This window comes from Martelella limonii, assembly GCF_013344475.1.
Lineage (GTDB): Bacteria > Pseudomonadota > Alphaproteobacteria > Rhizobiales > Rhizobiaceae > Martelella > Martelella limonii.
The window spans coordinates 166,972-193,969 of record NZ_JABUOU010000008.1 but is presented as its reverse complement, the minus strand read 5'-3'; the positions used below and the strand labels follow the sequence as shown (position 1 = coordinate 193,969).

Sequence of the window (26,998 nt, the reverse complement as noted above, 5' to 3'; positions counted from 1 at the left end):
CACATGACGCATGACGTAGCACGTTTCTACCCGCTCGATGAACTCATCACAGCGATTGACGGCATTGACTTTACCGTTGATCAGCGGCGCGTCAGGGTGAAAAGCACCGATCGGTTCAACATGAGCCCGATGCTCTCAAGTGAACTGCAGGGCCGGATCGCCGACATTGTGATCACGCCCGGAAATGTGGGAGACCTGCGTCGTGTTCTCTCCGCCGCCGCCCGGCTCCGGATCCCGCTGGTGCCGCGTACGGCTGGCTCTTGCAATTATGGACAAAGCGTGCCGCTCAAGGGCGGGATCATTCTTGATGTGACGCGGCTTTCCGGCATCATCGAGCAAAGCAACGAGCGCGTGCGCGTGCTTGCCGGCACGGTCATGGCCAAGCTGGACAAGGAGCTTCGCAAATCCGGCAAGGAACTGCGCTTCATCCCCTCAACCGCCAAGGTGGCAACTGTCGGCGGGAATTTCGGCGGCGGGATCGGCGGGATCGGATCGCTCGAATACGGCTGCTGGTCAGATCCGGGAAACCTGATCTCCTGCAAGGTCATGACCATGGAAGAGGAGCCGCGGGAAATCGAGCTGTCCGGGCTCGACGTATTGCGGCCGTTCCACACCTACGGCACGACGGGTGTGCTGACAGAAATGGAGCTGCCGCTTGCGCCTGCCTGGGACTGGCAGGAGGCGCTCGTCGCATTCGATGATTTCAAGACCGCTGCGAAGTTTGCGGAAGCGCTTGCGCGCTCCTATTCGATTACCCGAAAGCTTGCCTCCGTGCAGGAATGGCCCATCGGCCGGGATGTGAGCCTTTTTTCCGATCTGGTGCCGGAGGGCAAGTCGATCCTGCTGACGATGATCGCCGATCACAGCTGGTCCGCATTCGAGCAGTGGGTGGGCGAGAGCGGCGGCACTGTTCTTGCACGGGCGCAAGAGGGGCAGGGGCCCTGGCGTTTGCCGATGTGGGAGTTCGCGTTCGGTCATCTGATCCAGAACGTCCAGAAGGTACATCCCGATGCGGCTGTCATGGAAGGCTTCGTCAGCGGCTCCGACATGAGCAGCAAAATCGCGCTTGCGCACGATCTGTGCGGCGAATTCGGACCCATGTTCGTGGAGTTCCTGCGCATCGACGGACAGCTTCAGGGACTGATATCGCCATTCTTCCGTTTTGCAGGCGACGCCCAGGCCGCCAAGGTCACGGAGGCGCTGCGGGCGGCCGAGATCCTGGTGAGAAATCCGCACACCACCACCGTTCGCGCCGTCGGCAAGAAGCGTATCACTGAAAAGGATATTGCCTTCAAGCGCGCGACCGACCCCCATGGACTTATGAACCCGGGCCGGTTCGAGCCGGACGAGGCTGATGATGCGAATGTGAACGACAATCTTCAGACCGACCGTTTCGATCGGGGACATGGATAATATCCGCCCGATTTGGAACGCAGCCAGCCCTCTCGTCCGCGAGCATTGCGACCGGCGCTGGCAAGCCGACAGACAGAAGTAAAGAAAGACACGACATGCATCTCAAATCTCACTGGTGGTCCGATCTGACCGCCCGCGATTTTCGAAACCTCGATATGTCCGGCGTTGTCGCCGTGTTTCCTGTCGGAGCGATCGAACAGCACGGGCCTCATCTTCCCGTGAAGGTTGATGCCGCGATCGCCGAAGAGATCTGCAAGAGTGCCGTGGCGCAAATGGCACATGAGTTTCCCGCTTTGGTGCTGCCGACAAGCTTTGTTGGGAAATCCGACGAGCATCTCGCATTTCCGGGAACGCTCACCATTCCCGGCGCGCTTCTGGGCGAATACTGGTTCGAGATCGCGCGGTCGGTCCATCGGGCAGGCTGCCGCCGCATTCTGTTCCTGAATGCCCACGGCGGACAGCCGCAGGTGATGGAAATGGTCTGCCGTCGGCTGCGCGTCGAGCTCGGCATGCTCGCAGTCTCTTCGATGTGGTCGCGCTTCACCGACATGACCGATCTGTTCTCCGCCCATGAACGCAAGCACGGCATCCATGCCGGCGAAGTCGAGACATCCGTCATGCTGCATCTGTTTCCGGATCTGATCGAGATGGGCGAGGCGCGCGATTTCGTGCCGCTGTCCGTCGAGATCGAGCAACGCGAGGGCATTCTTACGCCCGAGGGGGCGGTCGGGTTCGGCTGGCAGGCGCAGGATCTGCACCCCTCCGGGGCAAGCGGAAATGCCGCAAGTGCGGACGCAGAACGCGGCAAGGTCGCTTTCGAGCGCGCCGTTGCCGGCCTGATGCGCTTGATACAGGAAGTCGCGAATTTTGATCTGGCGGTTTTCGACACGAAACCGTCCTACGAGTGAGTGGAACACCCAATGAACGAGATCAGCGCGCCCGCCTATCCGCTTGAGGCCTTCTGCGACGCGATTGCGGGTATCGAGCATACCACCGATCCCAAACGGATCCGCGTCAAGAGCAGGGACCGCTATGCCGTCAGTCCGATCCTGAAAGAGGCGCTGGCTGGCAAGGTCGCCGATGTCGTCGTCTCGCCGAAGGACGATGATGAATTGCGCCGGGTCATCGCTGCGGCCACCCGTCATCGCATACCCGTGACCGTGCGTGCCGCAGGCTCTGCAAATTATGGCCAGTCGGTTCCTCTTAAGGGCGGGATTGTCCTCGACGTACTCGCGCTCTCCGGCATTCGCGAGATCAGAGACGATCGCGTCCGCGTGGCTGGCGGCACCAATGTCGCCAAGCTTGAGGCGAAACTGCGCGAGCATGGCAAGGAGCTGCGCTTTCCGCCGACGACCGCGCGCATTGCGACCGTTGCCGGCCATTTCGCCGGCGGACAGGGCGGGCCCGGCTCGACCGTCTACGGGACGTGGCGCGATCCCGGCAACATCATTTCCTGTACGGTCATGACCATGGAGGAAGAGCCCCGTCTCCTTGAACTGCGCGGGCTTGATGCGCAGCTTGCCCATCACACCTACGGTGCGACCGGCATCATTACCGAAATGGAACTGCCGCTGGCGCCTGCCTGGGCCTGGAACGAGGCGATCGTCGCCTTCGGCGACTACATGGATGCCGTTCGTTTTGGCGTGATGCTGGCGGATTGCGCGAGCCTTACCCGCAAATTTGTCTCCGTCCATGAATGGCCGACGCCGTCTTTCGTCACCGGCTTTCAAAACCTCGTGCCGGACGGCAAATCGATCGTGATGACGATGATTGCCGACCAAAGTTGGGAAACATTCGCGCAGCTCGTCGAGCGGGCGGGCGGCACGATCGTCTCGCAGGCGCGCGAGGGCGAGGGACCCTACGGCCGGCCTCTCTGGGAGTTCATCTTCGGCCACATGCTGTTCCAAATTCAGCGCAACCACCCGGAGCGCACCAATATCGAGGGCTTCTTCCGCTCCGACGACCTGGTTGGGCTGATCGAACGCGTGCACGGCAAGGTCTCGCACTACGGTCCTCTCCGAATGGAGCTTTTGCGCATTGGCGGCCAGATCGTCGGCTCCGGCTCACCCTATTTCGTCTTCGAAAGCGCCGAGCAGATGGCGCAGATGGTCCTGGAGATGCAGGAAGCCGGTGCCGTCGTTTCCAATTCCCATAGATCCAATGTCCGCGCTGTCGGCAAGAAGGAAATCACCGAGGTTGATATCGCGTTCAAGCGCGAAGTCGACCCTTACGGTCTTCTGAACCCTGGCCGTTTCGAGGTTGATGAGGAAAACGACGCCGCCGTCGCGGTGGCGCTGCCGACGGACAAATGGGACAAGAGGCTGGGATGACCACGATGACAGCCGCCTCCGGTTTCGACCCGCATTCCCCTCCCTTCGAACTCCCCGATATCGCCGGCGTTCGGCCGCCCGAAACCTTGTCGATGACCACGGCGGACGGCATCCGTCTGGATGCCGATATCTGGCGACCCGAGGGGGACGGACCCTGGCCTGTCCTGCTGCAGCGCCAGGCCTATGGCCGCAGGATCGGCTGCACCATCTGCTATGCGCATCCGGCATGGTATGCGGCGCAGGGCTATCTCGTCGTCGTGCAGGATGTGCGCGGGCGTGGCACGTCCGAAGGGCGTTTCTGGCCAGGCAGGCATGAGGCGAGCGACGGTGCCGAGGCGGTCGAGTGGGCGGCGAAGCTTCAAGGCTCCGACGGCCGCGTCGCGATGTACGGCTTTTCCTATCAGGCCTATGATCAGCTGCTGGCGGCCACCGGCGACTGCCCGTCTCTGGCAGCGCTCATTCCGGCCATGGGTCCCTGGGATCCCGCCCGGACATGGATATACGAGAACGGCGCCTTTCGGCTGGCGCAAATGGCCGGCTGGGGCACCCAGGTCACCGTTGAAGGTGCCCGCCGGCTTGGAAATTTTAAGGCCTACGCCCGGCTGAAGGCAGCGCAGTCCTCCCTGTTTGAAAGCGAAGTCGCAGCCCGCCCCGCCGAACTCATGGCGTCTGGAGAGATCGGTCACTATGTCGACTGGGTGAACCGGCCCGTCGATGACCCGGAATGGGAGCGGATCTCGCCCGCAGCATCCGTGGAAAAACTGCGCGCGCGCGGCCTGCCGATGTTCTTCATCGGTGGCTGGTTCGACAGCCATCTGAACTCCACGCTCGAGGCGTTCCGCGCGCTTGACCGCGACAGCGATCCGAACATGCGGCTCTGGATCGGCCCGTGGGTGCACTTCCCCTGGGAGCGCCGCGCGGCAGGCGCGGATTTCGGTCCCGAGGCAATCGCCGATACCGACCGGGCACAAATTGCCTTTCTCGATGCGGTGCTGAAAGGAAAGGGACTGCTGAAGGCCGAAGATCGCGTCAGGCTCTTCGACATGGGTGAAAAATCCTGGAAGGGCAGCGCCGCATTTCCGCAGGCCGAACGAAAGGTCTACCTCACCGGAGGTGGACGCGCTGCCACCAAAATCGGCGATGGCGGCCTGTCGTTTTCGCCTGGCGCCGGGACCGAACTCATGGTGCATGATCCCTGGCGCACCGCGCCGGCTGCCGGTCCCTGCTATGGTCCCGTGGCTGGGCCGCAGGACAGGCGCCTCGTTGATGAACGCAGCGATGTCATGACCTTCACGGCCGCGCCCCAGTCCGCCCCCCTGGTGATTGAGGGCCCGATCGGCCTTCGCCTTGTCGTGAGCGCGGACCGCGCCAGCTTCGACGTCAGCACCACGCTGTCCGTTGTGAAGCCGGACGGGCGGGTGCTTCCGTTTGCGGCAGGCTATTGCCATCTCAGAATGCGCCCGCAAGCCCCCATCGAGCTTGATCTTGGAGCCACCAGCTTGACCCTTCTCGAGGGAGAAGCCCTTCGTCTTTCCGTCGCGGCGTCCGACTTCCCTGCCCATCCCGTCAATCCGGGGACCGGGGAAGATCCCGTCCGCGCAGGACAGGCATCGGCCCTTGTCACCACCTTGCATGTAACCCTCGGGGAAGAGAGCTTTATCCGCCTTCCCGTCGCCGAAGAAGGAGGTCACCTTGCATAATACGCCGCAACAGACTGCAACGCCGCAGGACAGGACTGTCATCAGGCAGTCAGGCGTCCGGCAAGGTACGGAACAGAAAACCCGGTTCGGCAAGGCGCTGCGCGAAGCGGCTCCGACGGTTGCCGCCGGCCTCATCTTCCTGATTCTCTGGGAATTCCTGGTACGCGCGCTGAAAATATCAAAATTCATCCTGCCGCCGCCATCGATGATCATCGAGAGCATCATCGCGAATTTCCCCTATCTGATGCACGCGCTCGCCTATACGGCGCTGATCACGCTCGTCGCTTTCGTTGCAGCCGTGGTCTCCGGCATTCTCGGAGGCTTGCTGCTGACGCAGCACAGAGACATCGAGCGCATGCTGTGGCCGTATGCCATCGCCCTCCAGGTTACGCCGATGGTTGCCATCGCGCCGCTGGTGATCATCTGGGTCGGTCTCGACCGGGTATGGTTGAGCCTGATGGTACTCGCCTGGCTGGTGGCGTTCTTCCCGATGCTTGCGAACACTGTGACCGGCATGAAATCGGCGGATCGCGGCCTTCAGGACGTGATGACGCTCTATCAGGCCAGCCGCTGGCAACGTTTCCGCCACCTTCAGCTTCCCGCCGCTCTGCCCTACATCCTGACGGGCGCGCGCATTTCCTCGAGCCTTGCCGTCATTGGCGGCGTGGTCGCGGAATTCGTCGCGGGCTCGGGTGCCTCGACGGGCCTTGCCTGGGTGATCGTGGAGAGCGGAACCCTGCTCGACGTCCCGCGCATGTTTGCCGCTCTGTTCATCCTCTCCATCTTCGGCCTGCTGATCTGGTGGGCGACGTCCGTGGTGCAGGCGAGGCTGCTGAGCCGCTGGCACGAGAGTGAACTCGAAGGGGGCCACTGAGATGGCTGAAACCACCACTCTCGCACCCGTGATGCGGATGCAGAATCTCGACAAGGTGTATCCGAACGGAACGGAAGCGCTGCGTCAGCTCTATCTCGACGTCTATCCGGGCGAGTTCGTGTCGCTGCTTGGTCCGTCGGGGTGCGGCAAGTCGACGGCGCTCAAGATCGCGGCGGGGCTCGCCGAACACACGGCGGGCCGCATCCAGCGGCCGGGTGAAGACGAGATCAACGGCGTGCGTGCGAAAGCGGGCGATATCGGCTTCGTGTTTCAGGAGCCCAACCTGATGCCCTGGCTTTCGGTGTTCGACAATGTCTACCTGCCGTTGAAGCTGTCGGGCGTCTCCCGAAAGGATGCAGGCGGCGATGTCGCGGCCATCCTCGATACCGTCGGTCTCGGCGGGTTTCATGAAAGCTACCCGCGCGAGCTTTCGGGCGGGATGAAGATGCGCGTCTCGATCGCGCGCGCCCTGGTTACAAGACCGCGCCTTCTCCTTATGGACGAACCCTTTGCCGCGCTCGATGAAATCACCCGAAACAAGCTGTCCCAGGACCTGCTCCAGCTCTGGAAGAAGACCCAATCGACCGTGATCTTTGTGACCCATTCGGTGTTCGAAAGCGTGTATCTTTCAAACCGAATCGTGGTCATGGCCGCGCGCCCGGGCCGGATTATCGGTGAGATCGCCATCGACGAGCCCTATCCGCGGGATGCGTCCTTCCGCCTCTCTCCCGTCTATTCCGAGCACTGCCGCAACGTCAGTGGACTGCTCGCCCGTGCCATGGAAAGCTGACATGTCCATATTCCCCTTCATCGAAACTGAGGTTTCGCAGGCAACTGCCGCACCCGACTGCCCTGTTGAAGGTCCTCTTGCCGGCCTGACGCTTGCGATCAAGGACAATTTCGATCTGAAGGGCGTCGTCACCGGTTGCGGACATCCCCTGTGGAAGGCAGCGCACCTGCCTGCAACGCGAAATGCCGCCGTCGTCGATGCCATGATTGCCGCAGGCGCGCGACCCGTCGGCAAGACGCATATGGATGAACTTGCCTATTCGCTGATGGGCGAAAACGCCCATTACGGCACCCCGCTCAATCCTGCAGCGCCGGATCGCGTCCCCGGCGGGTCCTCGTCCGGATCGGCATCGGCAGTCGCGCAGGGACTGGCCGATATCGGCCTCGGGACCGATACCGGGGGGTCGGTGCGCATTCCCGCCTCTTTCTGTGGCCTTTGGGGTTGGCGCCCATCTCATGGACTTCTCTCCGCCGAAGGTTTGCAGGCCCTTGCTGCTGACTATGACGTGCCCGGGCTGTTGACGCGCGATGGCGCAACGCTGCTGCGCGCGGCGAGGGTGCTGTTGTTGTCAGCAGAGACATTCGCCCCGCGGTTCCTGGCACCATCGGACATCTGGAACCAGGTTCCCGCCGCCACAGCCGATATTCTTCGTCCCCTGTTGCCGGCATGTGATCCGACACCGCTTTTCGAGCCGGAAATCATCGGCCGTCTTCAGCCCGTTTTCGGCATTGTCCAGGGCGCCCAGGTTGCCGCGACCTTTGGCGACTGGATCCGCGAAAAAACGCCTGCCTTCGGCCCGGGCGTCCGCGAGCGCTTCGAAGGCGCGATTGCGCTGGATCCGGCCGCGATTGCGCAGGCGCGCGACGAGCGCGCAAGAATCAGCCGACACGTCCGCGAGGTGCTCGGCAAGGATGGCGTTCTTCTTCTGCCCACGGCACCGGGGGCTGCGCCGCTCCTGAATACCACCGGCGCCGAAATGGATCGCTACCGCAACACTGCGCTGAGGTTGCTTTCGATCGCGGGTCATGCAGGATTGCCGCAACTGAGCGTTCCCGCCGCCAAGATCGACGGCGCTCCTCTCGGCCTGTCCCTGATCGGACCGGCCGAGAGCGATCTAGCCTTGATCGAGATCGCGATGACACGGTTCGAAACCGGTACCTGGTGAAACAAGCCTGATGGCGGGATGCGTGCCATTGCGTCCTGGATGTGAAAAAGATGCTGCATTCTGCACTTGGATATAAAGGGGCAATGTCCGCCCCTCATCGCGCTGCCGCTCTGGCGGGTCGCGACATACTCGAGAAGGGCGGCACGGCGATAGAAGCCATGATCGCCGCGGCCGCGACGATCGCTGTCACCTATCCGCATATGAACGGTATCGGCGGTGACGGGTTCTGGCTGATCCACAGGCCTGGCGAGGCGCCCGTCGGCATCTCTGCCTGCGGGCAGGCGGCGGCGCTGGCAAGCCCGGACTGGTATGCGCAACGCGTTCATGGAGACAGTCTTCCAACGCGCGGCGGTCTGGCCGCGCTGACCGTGCCCGGCACGATCGGGGGCTGGAGCAAGGCGCTGTCACTCGTGCCGCAAAGGCGCCGCCTGCCATTGCCGGCCCTGCTGGCCGCCGCCATCGACTATGCCGAAAACGGTATCGCCGTGACCGGCAACCAGGCGCAAACGACGGCCGATAAGCTCGATGGCCTGCGCGATGTTCCGGGATTTGCCGAGGTGTTTCTGACGGAAGGCGCGCCGCCCCCCGCTGGCTATCGCCTGCGGCAGAAGGCGCTCGCGCAGACCTTCAGGTCGCTTGCGGAAAACGGGCTCGAGAGCTTCTATCGGGGCGCACTCGCAAAAAACCATGCGCGGATGCTTGAAGCCTGCGGAAGTCCGCTGCGTTTTGATGACTTCGTCGACTATGAGCCCGAAATCGTCGCGCCGCTCAGGCTCGATACGTCTCATGGCAGGCTCTACAACATGGTGGCGCCCACCCAGGGCGTCGCTTCGCTGATGATCCTCGGGATGTTCGACAGGCTCAACGTGCGCGAGGGCGAAAGTTATGCGCATATCCACGGGCTGGTGGAAGCAACGAAACAGGCTTTCATCAAACGCAATCGCGAACTTGGCGATCCGCGCACCATGGAAAGCCCCGCTCAGAGCTGGCTTGAGCCTGGTTGCCTTGACGCTATGGCCGCGCACATCGATCCCCATCGCGCCCTTGACTGGCCATATGAGCCGAAACAGGGCGACACGATCTGGATGGGCGCGGCCGATGCCGATGGCACGGTCGTGAGTTTTATCCAGAGCGTCTATTGGGAATTCGGCTCCGGCGTGACCTCGCCCGAAACCGGCGTCTACTTCCAGAACCGGGGCGCGGGCTTTTCGCTGCTGCCCGGGCCCAACCAGCTCGCCCCGGGCAAACGCCCGTTCCATACGCTCAATCCGGCGCTTGCGGTCCTGTCGGACGGGCGTGTGCTTGCCTATGGCACGATGGGCGGTGAAGGCCAGCCCCAGACCCAATCAGCCATCTTCACCCGCTATGTGCAGTTCGGCATGGATCTTCAGCAGGCGATCACCGCCCCGCGATGGCTCCTGGGCCGGACCTGGGGCGACGAGGCAACATCGCTGAAACTCGAAGATCGCTTTGATCCTGCGGTGATCGAAGCACTTCAGGCGGCCGGACATGATGTGGAGCGGATCGCGCCGTTTTCCGATCTTGCAGGGCATGCCGGCGCCGTCCTGCGCCATCCCGACGGGCTGTTCGAAGCGGCCAGCGACCCACGCGCCGACGGCGCCGCACTCGCTTATTGAGAGAATGACAGACATCCCGTCGAGCGCTCCGGCTGACGGGGCCGCGATCGGTGGTGAAGCCCTGCAAACTCAGTGGCATACCGGTGCCGCGAAAGCCACAGTCGGGGGCGCGGCGGAGGTCAGCCGGGTTGCTGCAGAAAGCTGTCGGCGAAGTCCGACGCCGACAGCGGGCGGCCGTAATAGAAGCCCTGCAGCACATCCGCCCCGTAGCTCTCGCAGAATATGCTCTGATCCCGCTCTTCAATTCCCTCGCAGGTGACGGACAGGCCGAGACTGTGCGCCAGGGTGATCAGCGCCTTCAGCAGTCGGCGTTCCTCTTCGCTGACCGGGACATTTTTGACAAAGGCGCGATCCAGCTTCACCGTGTCGGCGGGCAGGCGTCTGAGGTATGACAGCGAGGAATACCCCGTCCCGAAGTCGTCAATGGCAATGTCGATGCCGCGCTCACGCAGGCGAAGCAACTGGCAGGCTGCGTGTTCGAAATTCGCTATCAGGTCCGTCTCGGTGATCTCGAGACGCAGCAGCGTTGGCGGCGCCCCGCTTGCAGCGACATCTTCGAGAAGCGCGTCCGCGAAGGCGTCCTGTCGCAATGTTGCTGCGCAGGCATTGAACGACATGCGGAAGGTCCTGCCGACCTGTCCCTTGCGATGCCATTCGGAAACCTGATTGCAGGCGGCCCTGTGCACCCAGCCGTCGACCTTCTTCATGAGGCCCGCGGCCTGGGCGGTCGGCAGGAACGCGCCAGGCGCCAGCAGCCCGTGAACGGGATGCTGCCAGCGTACCAGTGCTTCCGCGCCGCAAAGCGTTTTGGAGGATGCCTCGAACAGCGGCTGGTAATGCAGCGCGAGCTGACTGGTGAAGTCGGGCTTCTGCATGTCATAGGCGAGCTCTGCATGACGAACGGCCTCCTCGCGCATGTCGGACGAGAAATGCTTGAAACCGTTCTTGCCCTCCTTTTTCGCGGATCTGAGAGCGATGCTCGCCGCCTTCAGCAGGTCGTTTGTCGCAGGTGCTATCGCTGTCAGTTTGGCGATCCCCGCCGAGATGCCGATCACGATGGAGTTGTGGCCGAGCGAAAATGGTTTTTCGAAAAGGCTCTGGAGCCTCACGGCGAAGGCGTCGAGCTGTTCGCAGGCAAAGTTGCCAGGCACAATGATGGCGAATTCGTCACCGCCGAGCCTGCAGACAACGTTGGAAGGGGCCGTCCGATCTGCCAGCCGCTCGGCGGTTTCCATCAGCAGTGCATCGCCCGCGTGATGGCCGAAGCTGTCATTCACGAGCTTGAAATTGTCGATATCGATCAGAAACAGGGCACAGCCGGCGCCGTCGCCCTTGCGGAGCGCTTCGGTTTCTGCCGCCAGTGCCTGTTCGAAACGGTAGCGGTTGCCGAGGCCTGTCAGCGTGTCCGTTTCCGCCATTTGCTGCAATTGGCTCCGGCTGTCGCGCAGGCGCTGTTCCAGCATGAGCCTTATGCGGCTGTGCATCATGGCGCGCCTGAGGCGCTGCGCGTTGACCTCGCTTTTCGGGACGAAGTCCTGCGCGCCAGCTTCGATGCACTGTCGTTCCTGCTCTTCGTCCGTCATGCCGGTCAGCATGATGATTGCCATGCCGCGCGCGTTTTCCGCCTGAATGGTTTTCAGGACATCCATGCCGTCCATGTCAGGCAGCCGATAGTCGAGAAGGACGGTATCGAAACTGTCATGCCCGATCAGGTCCAGCGCTTCGGCCGCGGTTTTTGCGACGACAATCTCGATGTCCTGCCTTTCTGTGGCCAGCAGGCGCATCACCGTCCGGCGATCGACTTCATCATCGTCGACAAGCAGTATCCTCATGACGAACTGTCGCCAGGCAGTTCGACCAGACGCCAATAATGTTCGATCAATCCGATAAGGTTCAGGAAGTCCTCTCCCACCCGCTGTTTCAGCATATAGCCGGCAACGTGGTCGCGGTAGGCGGCCGTGATATCCTCATCCGCCTGCGATGTCGTCAGTACGAAAACGATCGCGTTGGTGAGGACAGGATCCTCACGCAGGATGCGCAGAAACTCCAGCCCGCCGAGCCGTGGCATGTTCAGGTCGAGCAGAATGATATAGGGCGCCTGCACCCTGCCATCCCGCAGCATGTCGAGCGCCTCCTGCCCGTCCCGTGCCCTGACGATGGGGTTCAGAAGCCGCAGTTTCTTGAGGCTCCGGCGGATCGACGTCACATCGATATCATCATCGTCTACGACGAAAATGGAGGCATGCCGAAAGGCCTGTGGCTCTGCCGGAGAGGTCGGATTCTGATCTTCACTCATGCTTTGTCCTTCGTCTCAATCTCAACAGGCCACGTAAAATGCACCGCACAGCCCTGTCCCGCTTCGGATACGATCCAAACCGTTCCGCCAAAGGTGGTGACGATCTTGCGGATCAGCGCAAGCCCCATGCCGCTCCCTTCGACTTCATCGCGCGGGCGCAGCGTCTGGAACATTCCGAACACGCGTTCATGATATTGCGGGTCGATTCCGGGCCCGTCATCCTTGACGCAGAATTCGAAAAACGCGCGCGATGCCTGCTGGCAAGAGAGCGTGATGTTGCCTTCCGCTGCGCGGTCGTGGTGCTTGATCGCGTTGGAGAAAAGGTTGTGAATGATCTGCTCCAGCGGCGTGCGAAGGGTCTGGAAGGTCGGCAGGTCGCCATCGAGGCTGAGCCTCATGCCTTCCGGCGGCGAGAGCAGCTCGAAGATGTCCCGCCCCACCACCGCGATGGACACCTCGCCCATGCCGCCGGCAGAACGGCCGGCACGGGAATAGGCGAGGAGATCGTTCAGAAGCCGCTCCATCCGGGCGATGCGGCTGCGCAGCAGCCTGATATGATCGGAAACCGCTTCCCGGTCGTCCATATCCTCTTCGATCCATTGTGAAATCTGCGCGATGCCCCGCAGCGGCGATTTCAGGTCATGGGAAGCGACATAGGCAAAGGTCGTGAGCTCCTCGACCGTGCGCTCGAGATCGACCTGCTGCCGGTTCAGCCGTTCCTCGGTTTCGACCCGCTGGGAAATATCGGTCACGATCGCCAGAACCTGCTTTCCGGTGGGCACGGCAACGGCGCTGATGCCGACCTCAACCGGTATTTCACTGCCATCCTTGCGCCGCAGGGTCAGATCGCGACCATTGCCCATGAGCCTTGGAACAGGCTTCCTGAAATATTCATGCCGGTGCCCGGCATGGGCCGCGCGATGCTTGTCCGGCACCAGTTGCTCGACCTTCATTCCCTTCAGCTCCCTGCGGGGATAGGCGGACATCACCTCGAAATGCCTGTTCACCAGGTCGATCGTGCCGGCTTCATCGACCACCAGAACACCGGTCGGTATGGTCTCGAGAATTGCCACCAGGCGATCCTGCATGCTGCGGCGAAAGGCGAGGTTTTCAAGGATTGCAGTATAGCCGGGAGTGCGTGTGCCTTCCGTGACGATCGGTGCGACGGAGGCGCAAATGTCGATGAAACAGCCGTCCTTGTGCAGGCACGGGAATTCGAAATTCGCGCCATCGGAAGACAGCTGTGACAGGCTCAGATGCTTGATGAAGCCGGTTTCGTAACGCGAGGGAACGAGACGCTCGAAAAGGTTTCTTCCGACGATCTCATCTGAAGAGTAACCGAGCAGTTGCTCGGCGGCGCCGCTCCAGTATGAAATTACGCCCTCCGGCGTGATGTTCATGGCTGCTTTCCCGTAGGAATTTCCGCCGTCTCGCACCGATTGCATCGAGCACCTGTTTTTTTTGATTTTTGCTAACTTACAATTAGGAACCTCTCTAAATCAATCGACAATTCCTTAACCCGCCTTCTGTGCCACCGGTTCAATTTTTCCTATGGCCTGCTTCGACGGATCGCCGCTACCGCGCGGTGCTGCCGTCTTTCATAATCGCCTCAGAACATGATTGGGGTGAAGGACCGTCTGCGTGAAATCTTTGTTGGAACTAAACCGATCCCCCAACCTTGCGGCAGGTAACAGCCTCGGGGGCGATCAGTCATGCAGGGCGATGCTGGACGACCTTGAGGGCAGGGGTGAACTCCTCGTCGTCGAAAAGCCCGTGAGCGCCAAGTTCGACGTTTCCGCCATGCTCTCGCTTGCCGATGACCGCGCCGCGGTGCGCTTCGAGCGGGTGGAGGGATCGCAGATAAGGTTGTTCGGCAATCTGCTGACGAGCCGCGCGCGGATCGCCATGGCGCTGGGCGTTGATGTCCACGAGATCCAGGCGACGCTGACGGATGCCGTACGCCAGCCCATCAAGCCGGAGGTCGTGCAGGATGCGCCGGTCCAGCAGGTTGTCGTGCGCGAAAATGTCCTGTCTGGCCTGCCGGTCCCGTACTTCTTCGAGCGCGAAACCGCGCCCTATATCACCGCCGGCATGATCATCGCGAAGGATCCGGAAGCCGGGCTTGGCAATGCGTCCTATGCGCGCCTCAAGGTTCTCGGCGGCAGCGAGGCGATGATCGGGATTGCGCCGAACCACCATCTGGCGATCATGGCGCGCAAGGCCGCGGCTATGGGCAGGCCGCTTCCCTTTGCCGTGGTCCTCGGCGCGCATCCGGCCATTCAGCTTGCCGCGTGCCTCTATCTCGGCCTTGGCGATGACGAGATGGAGAATGCCGGCGCGCTCCTCGGTGCCCCGGTGCGCATGACCAAGACGATCACGTCCGATCTGCTGGTGCCGGCCGAAGCCGAGATCGTGCTCGAAGGCCTGATCCATTCCGATCGGGCTCATGTCGAAGGGCCGGTATCGGAATATCACGGCATGTATGAAGATTACGGCAGCGGTCTGATCTGCACCTTCCAGGCGCGCACCAATCGTACCGATGCCATGTTCCAGGTGATCGAGCCCGGCTACCACGCCGAGCATATCTACATCGCCGCCGTGCCGATCGCGGCATCGCTCAAAGCCCAGCTCTCGCGATCGCTGCAGAATGTCGGCGAGGTGGCCGTCACCGCATCGGGATCGGGCAGAAATGATGTGATCGTGCAGCTCCGCTCGCCCCGGCCCGGACAGGCGCGGCGCGCCATGGCGATCTGCTGGGGCGCGGTCAGCATCATCAAGAATGTCACCATCGTCGACGATGATGTCGACCCCTGGGACCTCGCCGCGGTCGAGCTCGCCAAGATGACCCGCATGCGGGCCGAGCGCGATGTCCTGATTGTCGACGGCCTGCCGGCCGACCGCTCGGAAGCGCAGGAGGATGGCGGCGTGGTTGCCAAGATCGGCTACGACGCCACGATGAAGGCCGGTGATCGGCGCCAGGGCTACGACAGGGCGCTTCCACCGTTGGAGGCCTATCAGCGCATGCAGGATCTGCTTGCCGAAATCCGTCCGGATCTCCTGCCATGAAAACATCTGCAGCCACTCCCGGATTTTCCGGCAACAGCGCACGGAACGCGTGCTGCGGGAGAGACCATTGCGCCGATTGATCGTCGCCATCACCGGGGCTTCCGGCACGTGTTACGGCATTCGCGCACTCGAAATGTTGCGCGCGATCGAGGACGTCGAGACCCATCTGGTGATATCGCCGTCTGCGATCCGTACGGCGCAGGAAGAGGGCATCGACATGAGCGCCGACGACATCCGCGCGCTTGCCGATCGCACCTACAGCCACCGCGATATCGGGGCGGCGATCGCCTCCGGGTCGTTCCGCTCGGACGGCATGCTGGTCGCGCCCTGCTCGGTGAAGACGATGAGCGGAATCGCCCATTGCTATGCCGACGATCTGATCACCCGGGCTGCCGATGTGTGCCTCAAGGAACGGCGCCGGCTGGTGCTGATGCTGCGCGAGACGCCCTTTCATGCCGGGCACATCGCGCTGATGGATCAGGTAACGCGCAGCGGTGGGATCATCATGCCGCCGGTTCCGGGCTTCTATACCAAGCCGAAGACCATCGACGACATCATCAGCCAGAGTGTCGGCCGGGCACTCGACCTCTTCGATATCACCCATCCGGCCGTCAGAAGATGGAGGGACGAGGCCGGCGAAAGCCAGTAAAATCAAGTGCATGAACGGCGGGTGATTCACGCCGCATATAAAATAACAACGGGAACAAATATCCGTTCTGTTCAAGGGCGGAGAGATTGGAGAAACAGGCAATGCAATTCAACTCAAAGCGCCTTAGCGGCACTTTCCTGAGCTCGGGCCGGGTGGCCATGATCGCACTCGCGCTTGCCGCGGCAGTCCCTGCGATTTCAGGAGCGACCAGGGCCTTGGCGGACGACCAGCAGCCGATTTCCGGCGGCGAGATGACCATCATCAACGGTTCGGATATCACCAGTTGGGACCCTGCGCTCATCAACGGCACCTATCCGGGCGGCCCCATGGACGTTCGTGATGCCATCTATGGCGTGCTCGTCTATCTCGACGTCGACGGCAAGATCCAGGGCGGCATGGCCGAGAACCTCACCAGCGACGATGCAAAGACCTGGACCCTCAAGCTGCGCCCGGACGTCACCTTCACCGACGGCGAGCCCTACGATGCCGAAGCCGTGAAATACAACTGGGACCGGATGGCCGATCCGGAAACCATGGCGCCGACCCAATCCTTCGTTTCGTCCTGGAACAAGAGTGTCGAGATCGTCGATCCGCTCACGCTGACCATCACGCTTGATCAACCCAACCGCAATTTCGGCTCGCAGCTTGCCCAGCAGGCGCCTTTCATCGGTTCCCCCAAGGTGCTGGCTGCGGCGAAGCAGCCATCGGACATCAAGCCTGTCGGCGCCGGCGCGTTCATCTTCGACAGCTGGGACCAGGGCATTTCGATGACGCTGAAGCGCAACCCGGAATACTGGGATCAGCCGCGGCCCTATCTCGATACGCTGAATTTCAAGATCATTCCGGAAACCAATAGCCGCATTGCAACGGTCGTGCAGGGCGGGGCGACGATGATGGCGGGTTACCCCTATCAGTTCGGCTCCAATGCCGATGCGGAAGGCGTTGCCACCCACGAAATCCCGATTCCGGGTCTCTACCGCGCCTTCTTCAACCAGAAGACCGGCGTGTTCACCGATGTGCGCGCCCGCAAGGCCTTCTACGAGGCGATCGACCGTGCCCGCCTGATGAAGGCCTATACCCAGTCCGACGGCTATGTCACGCCGATCAATTACTTCACCGAGACCTCGCCTTACTATCAGACGGCATACACGCTGCCGGACTACAATCCCGAAGACGCGCAGAAGATTTTCGACGCGCTGGCCGAGGAGGGCAAGCCCTTCGAAATGACGCTGGTGACCTATTCCAACTCGGACCTGAAACGCCTTGCCTCCTACGTCCAGCAGGTCATGAGCGCGTACAAGAACGTCAAGATCGATGTGAACATCGTCGATCAGGCGATGCTGACGCAGACCTGCAAGGAGCAGATGAACTTCGACCTCTGCGTCGACGGCGGCGTTCTGGTTGCCAATGGGGCGGAACCGACCATTTCCGGTCATCTGGCTTCCGACGGCATCTACAACTGGGGCCAGTACGATAATCCGAAGATGGATGAGGAGCTGAAGGCCGCCAGCGCCACGATGGACGAGGCTGAGGTAAAGGCCGACTATGACGAGGTCCAGAAGATGGTGGCGGAAGACCTGCCACTTTACATCTTCGGCTCCGAAACCCGCTTCCTGCTTCTGCGCGACAACACCGGCGGCATCGTTCCTTCCGATGGCGGCATGCTGCAGAAACAGTATCTCTATGTCTGCGACGACGCCTGCGCGGCATCGAAGTAAACACGACTGAAACCGCGATCCGCCTTCCCGGCGGATCGCTGCCGGCCCGTCCGGTGCAACCAACGATTTCCTGCAAAGGCCAGCACACATGTTCGACAAGCGACCCAGAACCACTTTCCGCGAGCTCTTCGCCCGCGAACAGGTCTTCACCCCTTGCGTCTGGGACTGCTATTCGGCCAAGGCCGCCGAAATGGCCGGCTTCAAGGCCATTCTGCTTTCCGGCGCATCCCTCGGCTTCTCCATGTCCGGCGTGCCCGATCTGGGTTTGCACAATCAGGAGGAGCTGGTCTGGGCAACCGACCGGATCGCCGACTACTCGCCGCTCCCGCTGATCATCGACGCCGATGACGGCTTCGGCGATGTCGCACAGGCCTATCGCACCTGCAAGCGCCTCGCCAAGGCGGGCGCCGCCGCCATCCTGATCGAGGACACGCCGAACGAGCGCGGCTATGCCCGGTTCGGCCGGGCCATGGAAGAGGCGACGCTTGCCGGCAAGCTCGACGGCAACGTCACCCACGAGGTCGTCCCTCAGGATCTCTGGCTCGCCAAGATCAAGGCCGGCATCGAGGCCTGCGAGGGCACGGACTGCGTTGTGATCGCGCGCTCCGAATCCAAGCTCGAAAAGGGCCTCGATGATGCGATCGAGCGGTGCGTGCGCGCGCAAGAGCTCGGCGCCGAAATGACCTATGTCCACGGCCTGCGCACGCTGGAAGAATGCCGGAAGGTCGCCAAGGTTCTGCCGGGCTGGAAGATGTTCGGCGACGTCGCGACCGTCAACGGCAAGCCGTTCGTGACGCTCGAGGAAATCGCCGAGCTCGGCTTCAACCTCGTCACCATGCACTACCTCGAAAAGGCATCGATGTTCGGCATGATGGACTACGGCCGTCGCGTCTTTGCCGAGCAGTCGACCCGGTATGCCGACGAGCACGACATGGGCGGCTATTCGAAGGCCGAGCAGAAGCAGTTGCTGGAGCGCGACAGCGGCTGGCTTGATGCCGAAGCCGAGTGGAAGAGAGTCTGAGGATTTCATCTTGAACCGGCCGGGCACAAACGGAAAAGCAAGAGGATTGGCGCGTTGAGACATGGCTTGCTGCTTTATGGAAAGGCGATCGGCATGCGGCTGGCCGCTGGTGTGCCGGTGTTCTTCCTCGTCACCTTTGCGGCGACCGCGCTTGCGAACCTGTCGCCTGGATCGCCGGCCCAACTGATCCTCGGGGAAAATGCCACCTCGGAACAGATCGCCAGGCTCAATGCCGAATATGGCTATGACCTGCCGGTTTTCGAGCGCTACCTGCACTGGCTTGGCGGCGTTTTCCATGGCGATTTCGGCGTGACCCTGTTTTCGCAGCAGCCGGTCTTGCAACTGATGCTGGAACGCGCCGCGGTTACCTTCGAGATCGCCATTCTGGCACAGCTCATTTCCTTCCTCATCGGCGTGCCGCTGGCAATGTACACGGCAAGCCATCCCGGCAAGCTGACGGATACGGCGATGCGGTCGGTCTCATCGCTTTTGCTGGCCGTGCCGACCTTCGTCATCGTCGTGCTTCTGTCCTATGTCTTCGCGCTGATCCTGCGCTGGCTGCCCGCCACCGGCTGGGTCTCGTTTTCGGACGATCCACTGGCCAATCTCTGGTATGTCTGTCTGCCCGTCATGTGCCTCTCGGCCCATCAATGCGCCTATCTCTACCGCGTCGCGCGCAATGAATTCGTGAGCGCGCTGCAGGAGGATTTCGTTCAGGTTGCGCGGGTGAAGGGGCTTTCGCTCGGCTATATCCTGTTTCGCCATGTGCTGAGGCCGGCGCTGCCCCAGATCATCACGGTCGTGGGCATGTCGATGACCTATCTGCTCGCCGGCTCCTTCGTCGTGGAGGCCTACTTCGCGGTTCCGGGCATCGGCTGGACCGTTCTTTCCGCGGTCAAGAGCCACGACCTTGCCCTGGTGCAGGGCATCCTCTCGCTCACCGTCATCATCTTCGTCGTGATCTTCATTCTCGTCGATCTCTGCTACGCCATCATCGATCCCAGGGTGGATGTGGCATGAACCAGTCGTCCCATGTTCCGACCGGCCTGCCTGAAGAAGGCGAGAAGGCGACGCTTGCGGCGATCGTTGAAGCGGCCATGCCAAGGACCCGACATCTGCGATTTGTCGATGCCTCGGCCTTCGAACTGCTGTCTGCGGTATTCCTGATCATTCTGGTCCTGGCCGCAGCCTTCGTGAACTCTATTCCCGGCCTCGTCAGCCCGATCTTTCCCTACGGCGATTTTTCGCAGCCGCCGGAATGGACGCTGAACGGATTGTTTGGAACCGATGAAATCGGACGCAGCATTTTCTCGCGCGTCATCTGGGGCGCGCGGGCGTCGCTCACCATCGTCCTGTTCGCCACCTTGATCTCGGCAGGCTTCGGGCTGATGCTCGGCCTTCTGGCGGGCTTCTACCGCGGCATGGTGGAGCGCATCGTCGACCTCTATGCCAACACGATGTCGTCGCTGCCGTCGATCCTCGTGGTCCTCGCCTTTGTCGCCGTGACCGGCTCCTCGGTCTTGACCATCACGCTCGTGCTTGGCCTTCTCGATATCGGCACCTATGCCCGCGTTGCCAAGGGCGGTGTGATCTCGCAGTCGAGCCGCGACTATGTGCTGGCCGCACGCGCCATGGGCGCCTCTGACCGGCGCATTCTTCTGAAGGAAATCCTGCCGAACCTGGTGCCGGCGCTGACGGCGATCATGCCGACACTGATGGCCGGCCTGATCGTGACGGAAGGCTCGCTGTCCTTCCTGGGCTACGGCGTTCCCGCGCCGGCGCCCTCCTGGGGCGGGATGATCGCCGCTTCGACGGACCTGATCAGCCGCTTTCCGCTGCTGATCCTCGGACCGATCCTTGCGATCGTGCTGACGGTCTATTCGCTGAACACGGTCGGCGACTATTTCGCCAAGCGGCTCAACAGCCGCGATCGGAGCGCGTGACATGTTGGACAATCAGAACGAAACTCCGCTGCTGAGGGTCGACCATATTGCCTGCACGCTGGATACGGACAGCGGGCCGATCCGCGTGCTTGAGGGCATCGATTTCAGACTGAGGCCCAGAACCGCGCTCGGGATCGTCGGCGAAAGCGGGGCCGGGAAATCCATGCTGATCAAGGCGATCATGGGCATCACCCCGAACGGCATGCGCGTCGACGGCCGGATCGTGTTCGACGGCGAGGATTTGCTCGGCCTGCCGCGCCAGAAGCGTTCCGAACTGCTCGTACGGCGGGTCGGCATGGTGTTCCAGAACCCGATGACGTCGCTCAATCCGTTCGTCCGCGTCGGCCGCCAGATCGAGGAGGCCGCGCGTGCCCATCTGGGACTTTCGAAACGGGAGGCCCGCGCCCGCGCGATCGAACTCCTGGGCGTGGTCGGCATCGCCGATCCGGAGGATTGCTACGGCTATTTTCCGCATCATTTCTCCGGCGGCATGAAGCAGCGCATCATGATCGCCGCAGCCCTTGCCTGCAAACCCGACCTCCTGATCGCCGACGAGGCGACGACGGCACTGGACGTGACGGTGCAGAAGGAAGTCCTCGATCTTCTCCAGGCGCTGCAGCGCGAGCGTCAGATGTCGATGATCATCGTGTCCCACAATCTGGCGATCGTGGCCGGCCGAACCGACGAACTCCTGGTGCTCTATGGCGGCCATATCGTCGAATATGGCAGGACCGACGCTGTGTTCCGCAATCCGCGCCACCATTACACGGCGGCGCTGCTTTCGGCGATGCCGCGAATGGACCAGCCGGCCCACACGAAACTTGCCACCATTCCGGGCGCCCCGCCATCGCTCTCGGCCGAGCGGAAGGGCTGTCCATTCGCCCCGCGCTGCGGCGCCGCTGAGACGGTTTGCCATGAAGACATGCCGGCCATGACGGAGGGCGAGGAGAGCGGGCATCGGTTCGCCTGCCACTTCCCCGTCGGAGCTGAGGATGGCCTGGCGGTGTCGCATGCCAGAGCAGAAAGGGCCGAGTAGATGAGCAATCAACCCGTGGCCGATACGCTGCGCGACGATGCGCTTTTGAAGGTCAGCAACCTCGCGGTCCGCTTTACCCGTTCGGGCAAGACGATGGTCGCTGTCGATGATGTCTCCATCGATGTCGCCGCCGGGGAGACATTGGGGCTGGTCGGCGAATCCGGGTCCGGCAAGACGACGATCGGGCGCGCCGTGCTGCGGCTCCTCGGCGCCTCCAACACCAGCACCGAAGGCGCGGTCACCTTCGCGGGCCAGGATATAAACGGCTTGTCCGCCGGCGACATGCGTCGCATGCGCCGCCACCTGCAGATGATCTTTCAGGACCCGGTCTCCTCCTTCAACCCGCGCCGCAAGGTCGAGGATATCGTTGCCGAGGGGCTCGAGATCCAGGGCGTGCCGCGGGCCGAGCGCGACCGGCGCGTCGACGCCGCGCTTGCCGCCGTCGGCTTCACCCGCAACGAGGTGGCCGGGCGCAAGCCGCATCAGTTTTCCGGCGGCCAGTGCCAGCGCCTTGCGATCGCCCGCGCGCTCGCCGTCGAGCCGCAGCTGATCGTCTGCGACGAGCCGGTCGCATCGCTCGATGTCTCGGTACAGGCCCATATCATCAATCTGTTGCAGGACATCCGCGAACAGCGTCAGCTCGCGCTGATCTTCATCTCTCACGATCTCGCGGTGGTGAAGAATGTCTCGGACCGCGTCTGCGTGCTCTATATGGGCCGCATCGTCGAGCTGGGCGACGCGGAAGCGATTTACGACCGTCCGGCCCATCCCTATACGCGCACGCTGCTGGACGCCGTGCCGGTGATCGATCTTGACCAGAAGGTCACGCCCGGCGAAGCCCGTGCCGCTGTTCCCTCGCGCATCCGCCCGCCGGAAGGCTGTGCCTTCAGGCTGAGATGCCCGCGCGCTGAGGCGATCTGCGCAAGCGTGACGCCGAGGCTCGAGCGGGCTCCGGGCGGGCAGCGCGCGGCCTGCCATTTTCCCCATGACGAGCCGGCCCCGGGCCTAAAGACGGCCTGAGCGGAAGCAGGATCAGAAAAGGATCAGATGATGAGTGATTTCGATACCGTGATAACGGGCACGCTGGTGACGGAAGAGGGCGTCAGCGAAGGCGGCCATGTCGCCATCCGCGACGGCAGGATCGCCCGTATCGGTACGGGCGTGCCGCCTGCCGCGCGCGAAACCCACGATTTCGGGGCGGCGCTCGTTCTTCCCGGCGCGATCGACCCGCAGGTGCATTCGCGCTCGCAGAAGGACCAGGAGGATTTCATCTGGTCGACGCGCTCTGCCGCAGCCGGCGGCGTCACCACCATTGTCGACATGCCCTATGATGCCGGCAAGCTGATTTCGACCGGCGCGATGATCGCCGAAAAGGCCGAGAGCGCCGGCGCGCAGGCCCGCGTCGACTTCGCGCTCTACGGCACGATCAACCCACAGCATGGCGCCGCCCATATCGCCGAAATGGCGGAAGCGGGGGCGGCGGCCTTCAAGTTCTCGACCTTCGACACCGACCCGAACCGGTTTCCGCGCATCACCACGCCGATGCTGCATGATGCCTTCGCCGAAGTGGCGAAAACCGGCCTTGCCGCCGGCGTCCACAACGAGAACGACGAATGCGTGAAGACCTGGCTCAAGGCCATGAAGGACGCCGGGCGGACCGATTACGCCGCCCATTCCGCATCCCGCCCGATCGTGGCCGAAATGCTTGCGACGGCGGAGGTCTACGAGCTTGGCGCCGCGACCGGGTGTCCGGCGCATATCGTCCATTGCTCGGCGAGCCGCGGCTACGACATGGCCGCAGCCTATCGCGCGCAGGGCTTCGAGGCGACCATCGAGGCCTGCATCCACTATCTGGTGCTCTCGGAGGAGGAGGACGTCTCCCGCCTTCTGGGGCGCGCCAAATGCAACCCGCCGATCCGCACCATGAAGGAGCGCGAGGCGCTCTGGAAACAGGTGGCGGCCGGCAATGTCACGGTGATCTCGACCGACCACGTTGCCTGGAGCCTTCAGGCGAAATCCTCCGACAACATGCTGGAAAACGCCTCCGGCATGCCCGGCCTCGAGGTCATGGCAAGCCTTTTCCTCGACGGGCTCACCGCCCGCGGCCTGCCGCTCCCGATTGCCGCGAGGCTGATGGCAGGCAATCCGGCGCGGCTCTTCAGGATCGCCGATCAAAAGGGCGGCCTGAAGGTCGGTCTTGACGCCGATATCGCAGTCTTCGCCGAGCGCCCGCGCATCTACGATGCCGGCGCAAGCGGACACAATGTCGTCGGCTGGAGCCCCTATGAGGGCATGCGGATACGGCATGCACCGGTCGCGACCTTCCAGCGTGGCGCGGCGATCTTCGACGGCACCAATGTGCTGGCGGCGCTTGGGGCAGGGCGCTTCGTGCGGCCGTCCCGCCCGCTTCCGGGACAGGCGCGATGAGCGGGCGGATCAACCTCGCCGCCGTCGAGGCGGCGCCGCTGCAGGCCGATTTCGACAATCTTGCGGCGATCACGGAGCCTGACAGGCCGTGGACGCGGCGGTCGTTCACGCCGACGTTTCTCAAGGGGCGTGACTACCTGAAGGCACGCTTCGAAGAGGAAGGCCTGTCCGTTCGGCTGGATCCTGCGGGCAATCTGATAGGACGGCTGGAGGGGTCGGAGCCCGGCGTGATCATGACCGGTTCCCACTCCGACACGGTTCCGTCCGGCGGACGGTTCGACGGCATTGCCGGCATCGTCTGCGGCCTTGCCGCCATCCGGGCGCTGAAGACGAGCGGGTACAAGCCGCGGCATACGATCGAGCTGGTGGATTTCCTCGCCGAGGAGCCGAGCGAATGGGGTCTTTCCTGCGTCGGCAGTCGCGGGATGGCGGGCGCGCTCGGCCCGACCGAGCTTGCCCTTCCGGGGCCGGATCAGGAGCGGCTTGATGCAGCGATCGACCGCATCGGCGGTGACACGTCAGCGCTCGGCAGGCCCTTGCGTGACGATATCCGTGCCTTCGTCGAAATCCATATCGAACAGGGTCCGGTGCTGGAGGCGGAAGATGTGCCCATCGGCATCGTCACCGGCATTGCCGGCATCGGCCGGCTCAAGGTGCGGTTCCAAGGCATCGCCGCTCATGCAGGCACGGCGCCCATGCCCATGCGCCAGGATGCGGGCCTCTCGGCCGCACGGTTCATGCTTGCCATCCGCGATGGCGCGCAAACGCTCGCCAATGCCGGTCGCGGCCATTTCACCGCGACCACCGGCGTGGTCCATGTCGAACCGAACGGCGCCAACGTCGTGCCGGGTAGCGCGGAGGTTATTGTCGATATCCGCGCCGAGGACGATGGCGCCATGGACACGTTCATGGCGGACGCCGAGGACATGGCACGCGCGGCGGCGGATGCCGAAGGCTGCACCGTTTCGGTGACGCAGCTCAGCCGGACCTTCGCCGTACCCTGCGACCCGCGTCTTCAGGCAACGATCGCCGATGCCGCAGATCATCTTGGCCTGACCTCCCGCCCGCTCGCTTCGGGCGCCGGTCACGATGCGGCATTCGTCGCCCGGCTCGCGCCAGCCGCGATGATCTTCGTCCCGTCGAAGGACGGGCGCAGCCATTGTCCGGAGGAATGGACCGATACGGCCGACTTCGTCTCAGCCGCAAATCTTCTCGCCGAGACGCTGATGCGTCTCGACCAATCGTGACAAGCCGGCGTGACCGGCCCGGATCAAATCTTTCAAAGGAAGAAACATGAGCACTATCATTCTGGACGGCGACAGCCTGACCATCGAGCAGGTCGTCGCGGTTGCCCGCGAGGGCGCGAAGGTTGAAATTTCCGAAGCCGCGCGTGCGGAGATCATCAAGAAGCGCGCCTATATCGAAGAAAACTGGCTGACGGAAAACGCGCCTGCCACCTATGGCTTCAACACCGGCGTCGGCAAGCTGAAGGATTACCCGATCAGCCAGGCCGACAACGAGACGTTCCAGAGGAATATCGTGCTGTCGCATTCGTCCGGCGTTGGCGAACCTGTGTCGGAGGAAATGGTCCGCGCCATGATGACCGTGCGCATCAATGCCTTCTGCGTCGGCGTCTCGGGCCTGCGTATCGAGGTTGTCGATCGCCTGCTCGACATGCTGAACCGCGGCGTTCATCCGGTCGTGCCGATCCAGGGGTCGGTCGGCGCCTGTGGCGACCTGGCGCCGCTTGCCCACATGGTCTCGGTGATGATCGGCTACGAGGAGGCCGAGGCCTATTTCGAAGGCGTTCGCATGAGCGCGCCGGAAGCGTTGGAAAAGGCCGGCATCACGCCGATCGAATTCGTGCTGCAGGCCAAGGACTGCCTGGCGCTGATCAACGGCAACAGTCTCTGCGCCGGCATGGCCGCGCTGACGCTTTACGATGCCGAGAAGATGATGAAGATGGCCGATGCCATCGCGGCCCTCAGCCTCGAGGCGATCCGCGGCGAGCAGGCGGCCTTCGATGCGCGCATCCATGCCGTGCGCAAGCAGGTTGGCCAGATCAACGCCGCGGAAAACGTCCGCCGCCTGATCGAGGGCTCGCGCCGCACCTCGGAGGCATCGCGCGCCGTTCATCTCGATGACGACATCCTGCATCCGGTCCATCACGCCCGCGTCCAGGACCAGTATTCTTTCCGCTGCATGCCGCAGGTGCATGGCTCCTGCCGCGACCAGCTCGATCATGCCCGCAATCTTGTCACCCGCGACCTGAATGCCGCCACCGACAACCCGCTGGTCTTCTGGAACGAAGCAGGTGCGCTGGAATTCCTCTCCGGCGGCAACTTTCACTGCGAGCCGATTGCCTTCGCCATGGATATCCTGTCGATCGCGCTGGTCGAGATCGGCAATATCTCCGAGCGGCGGCTCTTCGCGCTCTGCGACACCACGCTGAATTACGGTCTGCCGCCGAACCTTGCCGGCCGGCCGATCGGTCTGAACTACGGCTACGGCATCATCGCCACCGCGGCCACCGCCGTGGCGTCGGAAAACAAGACGCTCGCCTTTCCCTCGGTCGCCGATTCGATCTCGACCAAGAGCAGCCAGGAAGACCATGTTTCGATGGCGCCCTGGTCGTGCCGCAAGGCCCAGCAGATCCTCGACAACATGCACAAGATCATCGGCGTCGAGACCCTGCTCGCCACCCGCGCGATCTTCCTGACGCAGGACAAGCTCGGCGGGTTTGCGCTCGGCAAGGGCACATCCGCCCTCTACAAGGCGCTGACCGATGTCATTCCGCTGGTCGAGGAAGACAGCTACATGCAGCGGCAGATCCGCCCGGCCTTCGAGATGGTCACGTCGGCGAAGATCCTCACCGTTGCCGAGGGTGCCGTCGGCGCGCTCAATTGAGCTTTCACGCATCGCGCCGCCTCCCG

22 protein-coding genes are annotated in these 26,998 nt (G+C 62.8%); 19 read left to right on the top strand and 3 right to left on the bottom strand.

The annotated features are described in order from the left end of the window. The first annotated feature begins 3 nt into the window (after positions 1-3). From HPQ62_RS16270 to HPQ62_RS16235, 8 genes are all read left to right on the top strand, one after another. A complete protein-coding gene (locus HPQ62_RS16270) occupies positions 4-1,413 on the top strand; it encodes an FAD-binding oxidoreductase (protein ID WP_174803624.1) in 1,410 nt (469 codons plus the stop codon). Positions 1,414-1,508: 95 nt separating this feature from the next. Continuing rightward, positions 1,509-2,321 (top strand): creatininase family protein, encoded by an 813-nt coding sequence (locus HPQ62_RS16265; protein ID WP_174803623.1) that lies wholly within the window; start codon positions 1,509-1,511, stop codon positions 2,319-2,321. Between the two features lie 12 nt (positions 2,322-2,333). After that, on the top strand, positions 2,334-3,743 hold the full coding sequence (locus tag HPQ62_RS16260; RefSeq protein WP_174803622.1) for an FAD-binding oxidoreductase: 1,410 nt from the start codon (positions 2,334-2,336) through the stop codon (positions 3,741-3,743). Further along, entirely contained in the window at positions 3,740-5,443 is a 1,704-nt protein-coding gene (locus tag HPQ62_RS16255) for a CocE/NonD family hydrolase (protein WP_174803621.1), read from the top strand. The genes HPQ62_RS16260 and HPQ62_RS16255 overlap by 4 nt, the downstream gene beginning before the upstream one ends. Then, the gene (locus tag HPQ62_RS16250; RefSeq protein WP_244629737.1) at positions 5,436-6,317 is read left to right on the top strand and encodes an ABC transporter permease; all 882 of its coding nucleotides are present in this window, start codon (positions 5,436-5,438) and stop codon (positions 6,315-6,317) included. Before HPQ62_RS16255 ends, HPQ62_RS16250 begins: the two co-directional genes overlap by 8 nt. A 1-nt stretch (position 6,318) precedes the next feature. Beyond that, positions 6,319-7,107 carry an ABC transporter ATP-binding protein gene (locus HPQ62_RS16245; RefSeq protein WP_174803620.1) on the top strand — a complete coding sequence of 263 codons (789 nt, stop codon included), beginning with the start codon at positions 6,319-6,321 and terminating at the stop codon, positions 7,105-7,107. A 1-nt stretch (position 7,108) separates the two neighbouring features. Beyond that, positions 7,109-8,272 carry an amidase gene (locus HPQ62_RS16240; RefSeq protein WP_174803619.1) on the top strand — a complete coding sequence of 388 codons (1,164 nt, stop codon included), beginning with the start codon at positions 7,109-7,111 and terminating at the stop codon, positions 8,270-8,272. Between the two features lie 83 nt (positions 8,273-8,355). Then, positions 8,356-9,909: a gamma-glutamyltransferase family protein gene (locus tag HPQ62_RS16235; RefSeq protein ID WP_342343723.1), complete on the top strand. Its 1,554-nt coding sequence runs from the start codon at positions 8,356-8,358 to the stop codon at positions 9,907-9,909. A 119-nt stretch (positions 9,910-10,028) separates the two neighbouring features. Here the strand turns inward: HPQ62_RS16235 and HPQ62_RS16230 are convergent, their stop codons facing one another. Genes HPQ62_RS16230 through HPQ62_RS16220 form a run of 3 tightly spaced genes read right to left on the bottom strand, consistent with a single transcriptional unit; the run spans position 10,029 to position 13,605 of the window. Beyond that, the gene (locus HPQ62_RS16230) at positions 10,029-11,741 is read right to left on the bottom strand and encodes a putative bifunctional diguanylate cyclase/phosphodiesterase (protein WP_174803617.1); all 1,713 of its coding nucleotides are present in this window, start codon (positions 11,739-11,741) and stop codon (positions 10,029-10,031) included. Next, complete coding sequence (locus HPQ62_RS16225; protein ID WP_174803616.1) at positions 11,738-12,205, bottom strand: response regulator; 468 nt, start codon at positions 12,203-12,205, stop codon at positions 11,738-11,740. Before HPQ62_RS16225 ends, HPQ62_RS16230 begins: the two co-directional genes overlap by 4 nt. After that, positions 12,202-13,605 (bottom strand): PAS domain S-box protein, encoded by a 1,404-nt coding sequence (locus tag HPQ62_RS16220; protein WP_174803615.1) that lies wholly within the window; start codon positions 13,603-13,605, stop codon positions 12,202-12,204. Before HPQ62_RS16220 ends, HPQ62_RS16225 begins: the two co-directional genes overlap by 4 nt. A gap of 322 nt (positions 13,606-13,927) precedes the next feature. Between HPQ62_RS16220 and HPQ62_RS16215 the strand changes: the two genes are divergently transcribed. The 11 genes from HPQ62_RS16215 (at position 13,928) to HPQ62_RS16165 (ending at position 26,972) form a co-directional block, all read left to right on the top strand. Then, positions 13,928-15,271, top strand: a complete 1,344-nt coding sequence (locus tag HPQ62_RS16215) for a UbiD family decarboxylase (protein ID WP_174803614.1) — start codon at positions 13,928-13,930, stop codon at positions 15,269-15,271. A gap of 67 nt (positions 15,272-15,338) precedes the next feature. Continuing rightward, complete coding sequence (locus tag HPQ62_RS16210; RefSeq protein WP_174803613.1) at positions 15,339-15,920, top strand: UbiX family flavin prenyltransferase; 582 nt, start codon at positions 15,339-15,341, stop codon at positions 15,918-15,920. 101 nt (positions 15,921-16,021) lie between these two features. Beyond that, on the top strand, positions 16,022-17,638 hold the full coding sequence (locus HPQ62_RS16205; protein ID WP_174803612.1) for an ABC transporter substrate-binding protein: 1,617 nt from the start codon (positions 16,022-16,024) through the stop codon (positions 17,636-17,638). A gap of 88 nt (positions 17,639-17,726) precedes the next feature. Next, positions 17,727-18,659 (top strand): isocitrate lyase/PEP mutase family protein, encoded by a 933-nt coding sequence (locus HPQ62_RS16200; RefSeq protein WP_174803611.1) that lies wholly within the window; start codon positions 17,727-17,729, stop codon positions 18,657-18,659. 93 nt (positions 18,660-18,752) lie between these two features. Next, the gene (locus tag HPQ62_RS16195) at positions 18,753-19,679 is read left to right on the top strand and encodes an ABC transporter permease (protein WP_174803662.1); all 927 of its coding nucleotides are present in this window, start codon (positions 18,753-18,755) and stop codon (positions 19,677-19,679) included. Further along, on the top strand, positions 19,676-20,602 hold the full coding sequence (locus HPQ62_RS16190) for an ABC transporter permease (RefSeq protein WP_244629735.1): 927 nt from the start codon (positions 19,676-19,678) through the stop codon (positions 20,600-20,602). Before HPQ62_RS16195 ends, HPQ62_RS16190 begins: the two co-directional genes overlap by 4 nt. A 1-nt stretch (position 20,603) precedes the next feature. Further along, positions 20,604-21,638, top strand: coding sequence for an ABC transporter ATP-binding protein (locus HPQ62_RS16185; protein WP_174803610.1), 1,035 nt, complete (start codon positions 20,604-20,606; stop codon positions 21,636-21,638). Further along, entirely contained in the window at positions 21,639-22,658 is a 1,020-nt protein-coding gene (locus tag HPQ62_RS16180; protein WP_174803609.1) for an ABC transporter ATP-binding protein, read from the top strand. A 30-nt stretch (positions 22,659-22,688) separates the two neighbouring features. Then, positions 22,689-24,065 (top strand): dihydroorotase, encoded by a 1,377-nt coding sequence (locus HPQ62_RS16175; RefSeq protein ID WP_174803608.1) that lies wholly within the window; start codon positions 22,689-22,691, stop codon positions 24,063-24,065. Continuing rightward, entirely contained in the window at positions 24,062-25,312 is a 1,251-nt protein-coding gene (locus HPQ62_RS16170; RefSeq protein ID WP_174803607.1) for a Zn-dependent hydrolase, read from the top strand. Before HPQ62_RS16175 ends, HPQ62_RS16170 begins: the two co-directional genes overlap by 4 nt. Positions 25,313-25,358: 46 nt before the next feature. Then, entirely contained in the window at positions 25,359-26,972 is a 1,614-nt protein-coding gene (locus HPQ62_RS16165) for an HAL/PAL/TAL family ammonia-lyase (RefSeq protein WP_174803606.1), read from the top strand. Positions 26,973-26,998: the final 26 nt, after the last annotated feature.

What these genes read in the sequence shown, in the direction of transcription:
- HPQ62_RS16240 (WP_174803619.1), top strand. Translation starts at nt 7,109, where the DNA reads ATGTCCATATTCCCCTTCATCGAAACTGAGGTTTCGCAGGCAACTGCC.
- HPQ62_RS16260 (WP_174803622.1), top strand. Translation starts at nt 2,334, where the DNA reads ATGAACGAGATCAGCGCGCCCGCCTATCCGCTTGAGGCCTTCTGCGAC.
- HPQ62_RS16230 (WP_174803617.1), bottom strand. Translation starts at nt 11,741, where the DNA reads ATGAGGATACTGCTTGTCGACGATGATGAAGTCGATCGCCGGACGGTG.
- HPQ62_RS16165 (WP_174803606.1), top strand. Translation starts at nt 25,359, where the DNA reads ATGAGCACTATCATTCTGGACGGCGACAGCCTGACCATCGAGCAGGTC.
- HPQ62_RS16215 (WP_174803614.1), top strand. Translation starts at nt 13,928, where the DNA reads ATGCTGGACGACCTTGAGGGCAGGGGTGAACTCCTCGTCGTCGAAAAG.
- HPQ62_RS16175 (WP_174803608.1), top strand. Translation starts at nt 22,689, where the DNA reads ATGAGTGATTTCGATACCGTGATAACGGGCACGCTGGTGACGGAAGAG.
- HPQ62_RS16225 (WP_174803616.1), bottom strand. Translation starts at nt 12,205, where the DNA reads ATGAGTGAAGATCAGAATCCGACCTCTCCGGCAGAGCCACAGGCCTTT.
- HPQ62_RS16270 (WP_174803624.1), top strand. Translation starts at nt 4, where the DNA reads ATGACGCATGACGTAGCACGTTTCTACCCGCTCGATGAACTCATCACA.
- HPQ62_RS16195 (WP_174803662.1), top strand. Translation starts at nt 18,753, where the DNA reads ATGCGGCTGGCCGCTGGTGTGCCGGTGTTCTTCCTCGTCACCTTTGCG.
- HPQ62_RS16205 (WP_174803612.1), top strand. Translation starts at nt 16,022, where the DNA reads ATGCAATTCAACTCAAAGCGCCTTAGCGGCACTTTCCTGAGCTCGGGC.
- HPQ62_RS16245 (WP_174803620.1), top strand. Translation starts at nt 6,319, where the DNA reads ATGGCTGAAACCACCACTCTCGCACCCGTGATGCGGATGCAGAATCTC.
- HPQ62_RS16235 (WP_342343723.1), top strand. Translation starts at nt 8,356, where the DNA reads ATGTCCGCCCCTCATCGCGCTGCCGCTCTGGCGGGTCGCGACATACTC.
- HPQ62_RS16190 (WP_244629735.1), top strand. Translation starts at nt 19,676, where the DNA reads ATGAACCAGTCGTCCCATGTTCCGACCGGCCTGCCTGAAGAAGGCGAG.
- HPQ62_RS16200 (WP_174803611.1), top strand. Translation starts at nt 17,727, where the DNA reads ATGTTCGACAAGCGACCCAGAACCACTTTCCGCGAGCTCTTCGCCCGC.
- HPQ62_RS16180 (WP_174803609.1), top strand. Translation starts at nt 21,639, where the DNA reads ATGAGCAATCAACCCGTGGCCGATACGCTGCGCGACGATGCGCTTTTG.
- HPQ62_RS16255 (WP_174803621.1), top strand. Translation starts at nt 3,740, where the DNA reads ATGACCACGATGACAGCCGCCTCCGGTTTCGACCCGCATTCCCCTCCC.
- HPQ62_RS16170 (WP_174803607.1), top strand. Translation starts at nt 24,062, where the DNA reads ATGAGCGGGCGGATCAACCTCGCCGCCGTCGAGGCGGCGCCGCTGCAG.
- HPQ62_RS16220 (WP_174803615.1), bottom strand. Translation starts at nt 13,605, where the DNA reads ATGAACATCACGCCGGAGGGCGTAATTTCATACTGGAGCGGCGCCGCC.
- HPQ62_RS16185 (WP_174803610.1), top strand. Translation starts at nt 20,604, where the DNA reads ATGTTGGACAATCAGAACGAAACTCCGCTGCTGAGGGTCGACCATATT.
- HPQ62_RS16265 (WP_174803623.1), top strand. Translation starts at nt 1,509, where the DNA reads ATGCATCTCAAATCTCACTGGTGGTCCGATCTGACCGCCCGCGATTTT.